Below are 8,580 nucleotides of genomic sequence, written 5' to 3'. Positions count from 1 at the left end.
GCCCGTCACCATTCAGCCCCCCGTCGTCACCCCGCCGGCCGACCCTGTCCTCGACCTGCACAGCCGCCTCAACGCCGACAGCAGCGCGGCGCGCGGCCGCTACCCCGAGCCGACCAACGCGCTGATCCGCCAGGTGGAGCACTGGTCCTGGGCGGTGCTGGCGGCCAACGGCCGGAAGAACGGCCCGGTGCCGGCAAGCGAGGAGACAGATCCCACCGCGGCAGCCCTCGCCATCTACAACCGGATCGTCGACCACGCGGCGCTAGATCCGCAGGCTGCGGCGATGATCGCCGGGTGGGTCCAGGCGATTGAAACCGTGCTGGACGGGCAGCTTCCCGACCGCGAGACGCCGGATCCGGTGACGCCGCCGGCTTCGGGCGAGGTCGAGGCGCTGAAGGCGAAGGTGGCCGCTCTGGTCAAAGAGCGGGATGCAGCTCGGGCCGAGCGGGACGCGCTGCGGAAGTGGCTGGCGGCGGCGCCGGCCTGATCTGGTTGTTGCCGCGGCGCGCATCTAAGCACTACGCTCCGCGCAAATCCCACAGGAGGAGCGCGGGGCAATGGCGAGCGACAACGCGGATCGACTGGTAGACTTGGCCATGTCCCTGCCGCCAAGCCTGCCACGCGAGGAGGCGGTCAACGCCTTCGAGGCCTTCGTTGCGCCGTACCCGCTTGAAGGGAAGGCGCAGATAATCCGTGGCGCTCGGGATGAAATGACTAGCCGGCGGGCGTCAGAAGAACTCGACGCGGTGACCGATGAGCAACAGCTTCACCTCGAAGCTCTGAGTGACTGGCTTGGCGCCTTTTCTGGTTCGGCAGGACGCGACTAAAGCTTGAGCCCCCGACTCGCGGCCCGTAGAATCGGTGGGCTGCGGAGGTTTACCGTCCGCCAAAGCGCGCATCGGGGGCCGGCCTCATCAACGGTGCGACACCTTGAGCCGGAGTAGCCCGGCCCGCAGCACAGGGTTCGACACGGTAAGCCTGCATGCCGTGCCTCGGGTGACCTAAAGCGTAGCCCGGTGGATTGATGGCCCTCTTGCAGCGGGCCGCCCTGCCCAAGGTGAGCGGCTCTGCTCCGGCATCCGTATTGGAACGCCCCGCTGGGAGACTGGCGGGGCGTTCTGCGTTTGTGGGGCGAGGTCGGGATCCCGGCCCCGAACCGCAGTTAATGGCTTATGGGGCCCCCGTTATCGCCAACTCGCGTTGACGGCGAATTTCGCTTGTCAGCTGCCGTCAAGCTGGGACGCCCACGACGAAGAATGTAGGGCACTTAGCATTATAGCAGCTGGTGGGTGCTCGATGGGACATCAGCCCATCGAGCAAGCATTACAGCCCCATAGAGCCATGCACCAACTTAGTTCGGACCAAAGAGGAAGTGGTCCGAGGTCAGGTTGGCGATCGTCGTGTTCATGAAGGTCAGGACGTCGCCGTTGCCAGCATCGACCACCACGTTGCCGCCGCTCTGCACAAACTTGGCGGAAACCTCAGCGTAGCTGTCCAGCGTGGAGCCGAAGGACGTCCACTCTACGTTGTCCCCGTCGACCGCCGAGAAGTCCATGATGGTGTCGGCGCTGGAGCCTTTGGTGAAGACGAAGGTGTCTGCACCGGTGCCGCCGGTCAGCTCGTCGGCACCCGTGCCGCCCACCAGACGGTCGTTGCCGGCGCCGCCGAAGAGCTTGTCGTCGCCCAGGCCGCCGCTCAGCACGTTGGCCAGCGCATTGCCGTAAAGGGTGTCGGCGTAGATCGAGCCCTGCAGATTCTCGACCTGGAAGAACTGGTCGCCGAGGGCCTCGCCCGTGCCGGCCCGCTCGCCGCTCAGGTCAGCGGTGATGCTGGTCGTCGCGTTGCGATAGGTCGCGGTGTCATTGCCGTCGCCGCCGGTCAGGATATCCGCGCCGAGGCCACCCTCGAGGAGGTCGTTGCCGGCCTCGCCCAGGAGTTGGTCGTTGCCCACGCCGCCGGCCAGATAGTTCGCACCGGAATTGCCGCGGATGAAATCGTCATGGACCGAGCCGGTCACGTTCTCGATGCTGATCAGCACGTCGCCGGCCGCACCACCGAGGGTCCCCTGCGTCTCGTCCTGCAGGTTGACCGACACGTACAGAGTGCTGTCGGAGTAATCGGCCGTGTCCACGCCGGTCCCGCCATCCAAGTAGTCGGCACCCGCGCCGCCCTTCAGGATGTCATTGCCCGCGCCGCCGTAGAGGACGTCGTTTCCGGCGCCGCCCTCCAGCGTGTCGGCCAGGCCGCCGCCATACAGCGTGTCGTTGCCGCCGCCGCTTTCGATGGTGTTCTGACCATCATCGTTGCCATGCAGGATGTTGTCGCCATCGTTGCCGATGAGAGTGATCACACGGCCGCTGGTCAGCTGACGCGCATCGACATTGATTGCCGCGATGCTGCTGGTGTCACCGTTCGCGTCAGAGATGCGCACCTCTTCGACCGCCACCACCAGACCTGTCAGCGTCAGCGTATCGGCGGCCGTCGCCGCGAACCGGAGTGTATCGCGATCACTGCCACCATCGATGATCTCGCCGACAGCGAAGTCCGCCGACGAGTTCAGGATGAAGATGTCGTTGCCCTTCTCGCCGTACAGCGCGTCGGCGCCCGCACCACCGGTGACGATGTCGTCCCCAGAGCCCGCGGTGATGCGGTTGGTGTTGCCATCACCGATGAGCACGTCGGCGCGGCGGCTGCCGTTAATGCCCTCGATGCTGATCAGAGTGTCGAGCGTCGTTCCAACACCACCGGTGCCGGTGAGGAGATTAACCGTGACGCCCGTGGTGAAGTCGCTGTAGTCGACCGTATCGTAACCATCGCCGCCGTCCAGCAGGTTGGTGCCGGTATAGCCGATCAGCGTGTCGTCGCCGTCGCCGCCGACGATCTGATCATTGCCTTCGCCGCCATTCAGCACGTCGTTGCCGAGGCCACCACTGAGGTAGTCGTTGCCCGCTCCGCCCAGCAGCGTATCGTCTCCGACATCGCCACTCAGGACGTCATCGCCGTCCAAGCCGGCGATCTGGTCGTTGCCGCCGCCCCCATGCAAGGTGTTCGCCGCGGCATTGCCAGTGATGGCATCAGTAAGGGCGCCGCCGTTGACATTCTCGAACCCGGTCACGGTCTTCGCCGCCAGGCCGGTTATCGCCAGCACACCCGTGGTCAGGTTGACCGTCAGCGCCCGGGTCGTCTCCGAGCTGGCATTGATCACGTCCTGGGCGCCGCTCGTCGCGATCACGGTCTCGACGTCGATCAGCGTGTCGGTGCCGACCAGCAAGCCGCCCCCTGCCGAGACGTAGCGGTCGACAGTCGAGGTGGAGGTGGAGAACACCACGGAGTCGGCCGCGGTCGTGGCGTAGGTGACCGTGTCGTTGCCGCTTCCACCGTTCAGAGTGTTGTCGCCAGCGCCGCCATCCAGGATGTCGTCGCCCTTGTTGCCATGGATCCAGTCGTTCCCGGCACCACCCTTGAGAAGGTTGTTGAAGCGGTCGCCGTAGATGGTGTCGGCGAAGTCGGTGCCGGTGACATTCTCGATGCTGGTCAGCATGTCGCCACCAGACAGGCCCGTCGACAGGTCGATGGTGCGGCCCGCACTGGCCTGCGAGTAGTCGACCGTGTCAATGCCGGCACCGCCGTTCAGCGCATTGGTGCCCAGGCCGGCATGGAGCAGGTCGTTGCCCGCGCCGCCGTCCAGCACGTTGCTGCCGCCGCGGCCGTCGAGGACGTCGTCGCCGGCGCCGCCGGACAGGTGGTTGCCATGGACATCGCCCTTCAGCGTGTCGTTGCCCGAGCCGCCGATCAGGTTCTCGATGTTGACCAGGGTCTCGCCGGCCGCGGCGCCGGCCGAGTTCGCCTGCGCGGTCAGATCGAGCGAGACGCCGCTCGTCTCGGAAGCATAGGAGACCGTGTCGACACCTTCGCCACCGTCGAAGTAATCGACGCCGCCGCCGCCGATCAGAGTATCGTTGCCCAAGCCGCCGGACAGCCTGTTGTCGCGATCGTTGCCGATCAGCGTGTCGTCGAAATCGGAGCCGACGACGTTCTCGATGCTGATCAGGGTGTCGCGGTCGGCGCCGCTGCCGGCGATGCCGGTGGCGAGGTTCACCGTGAGGCCCGTCTCACGATAGCGGTAGTCGACCGTGTCGCTGCCGCCTTCGCCGCCATCGATGGTGTCGTTGCCGATGCCGCCGATCAGCCGGTCATCGCCGGCCCCGCCCAGCAGCCAGTCATTGCCGGCGCCGCCCTCCAGCCGGTCGTTACCGGAAGCGCCGTCAAGGGTGTCGTTGCCGTCCAGGCCCTGCAGGATATTGCCATTCGCGTCACCCGTCAGGAGGTCGTTGAACGTCGAGCCGCGCAGGTTCTCGACCGACACATAGGTGTCGCCCAAGGCCTCGTTGCCGGTGGTGATGGTCGTCGGCGTGTTCTTGCGGGCCGTCAGCGAGGCCTCAACTGCGGAGGCCGCGTTCTCGTAGCTGGCGAAGTCGCTGCCCTCGCCGCCGTTCAGGGCGTCGGCATCCAGGCCGCCTTCCAGCACATCGTCGCCGGCGCCACCGTAGAGCGCATCCTTGCCGGCCAGGCCGGAGAGGTGGTTGTCCTCGGAGTTGCCGTAGAGCGCGTCGGCGAACTTCGAACCCTCGAGGTTCTCGATGCTGCTGTAGGTGTCGCCCGCCGCGTCACCCGTGTTGATCGAGTTGGGCTCCGGGATGAAGATCGTAAAGTCGCCCGGCGGGGAGCTATCGTAGTCGCTCAGCGCCGCGGTGACGCCGCTGGTTGCATTGGTATAGGAAGCGGTGTCGATGCCTCTGCCGCCGTCCAGGTAGTCGGCCCCGGCGCCACCCTCGAGCTTGTCGTTGCCTCGGCCGCCATACAGCTGGTTCTCCGCGGCGTCGCCGATCATCAGGTCGTTGTAGCGGGTTCCGACCGCGTGCTCGATCGAGATCAGGTCGTCATGCTCCGGCGTCGCGTCGCCGGTGACGCGCGTCTCGGCATAGCCCTTGTCCAGGCGCACCTCGACCCCGACGTCGAGATCGCGGAAGTCGGCGGTGTCGTTGCCCTCGCCGCCGATCAGCTCATCGTTGCCGCGGCCGCCCTGCAGCGTGTCGTTGCCGTAGCCGCCATCCAGGATGTCGTCGCCGTCGCCGCCTTCGAAGCGGTTGTCGACGCCCTCGCGGTACCCTTCGCCGCCTGTCACATCGCCGATGATCCAGTCGTCGCCGCTGCCGCCGACGACACCTTCGATATTGGTGAAGGTGTGGCCCCCCGCGATGCCGTCACCCGGAACGAAACCGTCCAGCGAGATGGTAATGCCGTCCTGCGCCTCGGCGACCTCATTATAATAGACTGTGTCAAAGCCCTCGCCGCCGTCGATCGCGATGGCGCCAGCGCCCATGATGAAGTCGTCATCATTGCTGGTGGCGATGAGCTTCTCGATGCCGGTGATGGTGTCGTCGGCGTCGATGGTCCCGCTGGTGCCCGAGTCATAGCCGTGCTTGCGCACGGTGCCTTCGATCAGGTCGACGTGCAGGTGGATGTCCCGGCTGCCGCTGTCCAGCGACTCGTAGCTCAGCGTGTCGTCGCCGTCGCCGCCGCTGACGACATCGGTGCCGAGGCTGCCATTGATCGTGTCGTTGCCGACGCCGCCCTCGATCAGGTCGTCGCCTTCGCCGCCAGTCAGGATGTCGTCACCGGCATTGCCGCGCAGCGTCAGCTCGGCCTCGCTGGTGCCGCCGGTGATGGTGTCGGCATTGGCGGTGCCTTCGACCACCTCGAAGCCGCTGACATCGTAGTGGAGCGGGCCCCCGACGGAGGAGCTGTAGCTGCTGTTGGTGAAGGTGATGTCGACCGTGCCAGAGCCGAGGTCGACATTCATCGAAGCGCCGACGGCGCTCGTCCCGTTCTGCCGCAGCGCGTCTAGCGTGCGGCCGTCGATGGTGTCCTCATCGCCGCTGCTGCCGGTGATCTTCTCCACATGAGCAGCCATGCCGAGCGACTCGCCGTCGGCGTCCTCGAAGGCGGCGACCGGGGTGGGGCCGGAGACGACGTTGATGCCGAAGGAGACATCGGTGCCGGCGCTGGTGTAGTCGACCTCGTCGTAGCCGGCGCCGCCGTCGATCATCATCTCATCGGCGTTCATCCGGAAGATGTCGGCGCCGCTTGTGCCCTGGATGCCTTCGATGTCGCTGATTTGGTCGAACGAGCCGCTGGTGCCGATCTTGCTCACCGTGCCGGAGATCAGGTCGACCTCGACGGTGAAGGCGCTGCCGGCGTTGTTGTAGCTGAGCGTGTCATTGCCCGCACCGCCACTGATAACGTCGTTGCCCAGGCTGCCGGACATCGCGTCGTTGCCGGCGCCGCCATCGAGGAGGTCATTGCCCAGGCCGCCGGTCAGCGAGTCGTCACCGTCATTGCCGTAGAGCTGCAGGTCGGCCGTGCTGCTGCCACCGCTCATGGTGTCGCCGTTCTTGGTGCCCTGGACCTCTTCGAAGTCCGCCACCGTGTAGCTCTGCGTGCTGTAGCCGCTGCCACCCGAGACGACGACCTGCACACTGCCCGAGCCGAGGTCGACCGTCAGGCGGGCGCCCGGATCGCCGGAGATCGGCGCCAGGTTGTCGACCTCGCGCCCGTCGATGACGTCGTTCAGCGCCGTCGTGCCGGAGATGACCTCGACCAGCGTGGCGGTGTCGACGCCGTTGCCGGTGCCCTTCTCGACGCGGACGGTCGCCGCGCCGTCGACGACATCGAGCTCGAGGGTGATGCCGCTGGAGCCGCTGATGCCGCTGTAGTCCAGGGTGTCGGTGCCGGAGCTACCATTAATGGTATCGCTGCCGGCCAGCGAGCCGAGGAACGTATCGTTGCCGTCACCGCCGCTCAAGGTGTTGGTGCCCGCGCCGCCGGCGATGGTGTCGTTGCCGATGCCACCCTCGAGGGTGTCGTTGCCCAGGCCGCCGGTCAGGGTGTCGTCGCCGTCATGGCCGCGCAGCGTCAGGTCGGCCGTGCTGGTACCACCGGTCAGAGTATCGGCATTGTCCGTGCCTTCGATGACCTCGAATCCGGTGACATCGTAATGCAGCACGCCGCTGCTGAACTGCGACGCGTAGGCGGAATTGGTGAAGCTGATGTCAACCGTGCCCGAACCAACATCGACATCCATGCTGGCGCCAACCGGCGCGCTCAGCACGTCATCGGTCAGTTCGTCCAGGGTGCGGCCGTCGATTACGTCGTTGCTGCCGTTGCTGCCGACGACATTCTCGACCTGAACCGCAATATCGACGCCCTGATCCTCTCCCTTCTCGATAGCCAGGACGGATGTCCCGGACATGGCGCTGCCGAAGCCGAGGGATACCTCCGCGCCTGCGCTCGTGTAATCGAGCGTATCGTAGCCGGAGTCGAGAGAGGCGCTGCTCACGAAATCCATGCCGCCACCAACGAAGGTAGCGCTGCCATTAACCACGCCGTAGAAGCTGTCGTTGCCTTCGCCGCCGATCAGTGTGTCTTCGCCCGCGCCAGCCGTAAGGCTGTCATTGCCGAGCCCGCCTTCGAGCAGGTCATTCCCGGCGCCGCCAGCGAGGATGTCATCCCCCTCGTCGCCGTAGAGTTCGTCGTTGCCATCGCCGCCGCTAATGGTGTCGCTGCCCAGGCCACCGGTTAGAAGATCGTCACCGCCATTGCCGCGCAGGGTTAGATTGGCCGAGGTGGCGCCACCGGTGACGACATCGTCGTTCTCGGAACCTTCCACCACCTCAAAGCCGCTCACGCTGTACGTGGTGCTGCCGGATAGGAAGGGGGCATAAGCGGAATTCGCGAACTCTATGCCCACAGAGCCCGAGCCGAGGTCGACGTTCAAGCTGGCATCGGCCGACTGGCCGTCAAGAGACGGTAGGTCGTCAAGGGTGCGGCCGTCGATAACGTCGCCGGTGCCAGAGCTGCCGATGACTTGCTGAACGTTTACAGCGGTGTCGATGCCGATATTGAGGCCCTTATCGATCGCTATACGGGGCTCAGTACCTGAAACGACCTCGGTCAGGCCGAAGGAAACGGGTGCACCGACGCTGGTATAGTCGAGGGTGTTAAACCCCTCGGCCCCATCGATGGCGTCGTTGCCGATGCTTGCGATGAACGTGTCGTCCGATACCGTTCCCGAGAGGACATCGTTGTCAATGGTACCACTGATTACAGCCATTTTTTGACCTCGAAGCGGTGTGACATCACCGCCTTACACACGCCCTGCGTGTACCTCAATGGTGATTTCACGTAACAAGTAAGAAAATTTCGGTAAAAATGATATCTCTGCGAGTAAGGAATTTCGGATGTCTGTCACGGGCCTGCATTTTGCCGGAGCGCCATTGCATATTCTCGACAGCGACCAGGGGCAGCCCGGGCCCTTATTGCTTCGACTCAGGTTACGAGCATGTTTTCTGCCTTTGCCAGAGCGAAACCTAGATTTACGTCCGAGGAAATTCCTTCTTGATACTATGTACCTGAGCCTGATTATGCGGCGCTGCGAACCCGCTGAATGCTCTCGCCGGCAGTCAATCGAAGGACCAGGCTCACGGCGCCAGCGGTAGCTCCACAGGCGCTGCAGCGGAT

3 protein-coding genes are annotated in these 8,580 nt (G+C 65.1%); 2 read left to right on the top strand and 1 reads right to left on the bottom strand.

Going from position 1 to position 8,580, the window contains the following annotated elements:
* A partial coding sequence (locus BKE38_RS31890; RefSeq protein ID WP_165694138.1) for a hypothetical protein occupies nt 1-487 on the top strand: 487 nt, incomplete at its 5' end.
* A gap of 70 nt (nt 488-557) precedes the next feature.
* Entirely contained in the window at nt 558-827 is a 270-nt protein-coding gene (locus BKE38_RS07305) for a hypothetical protein (protein WP_076956684.1), read from the top strand.
* Between the two features lie 524 nt (nt 828-1,351).
* On the opposite strand, the gene BKE38_RS33145 is transcribed toward BKE38_RS07305, so the two are convergent.
* Entirely contained in the window at nt 1,352-8,173 is a 6,822-nt protein-coding gene (locus BKE38_RS33145; RefSeq protein ID WP_131829507.1) for a calcium-binding protein, read from the bottom strand.
* Nucleotides 8,174-8,580 lie beyond the last annotated feature (407 nt).

It is taken from the genome of Teichococcus deserti (assembly GCF_001982615.1).
Taxonomy (GTDB): Bacteria; Pseudomonadota; Alphaproteobacteria; order Acetobacterales; family Acetobacteraceae; genus Pseudoroseomonas; species Pseudoroseomonas deserti.
Note: the sequence above shows the minus strand (reverse complement) of the source record. Positions and strands in the feature narration are given on the sequence as shown.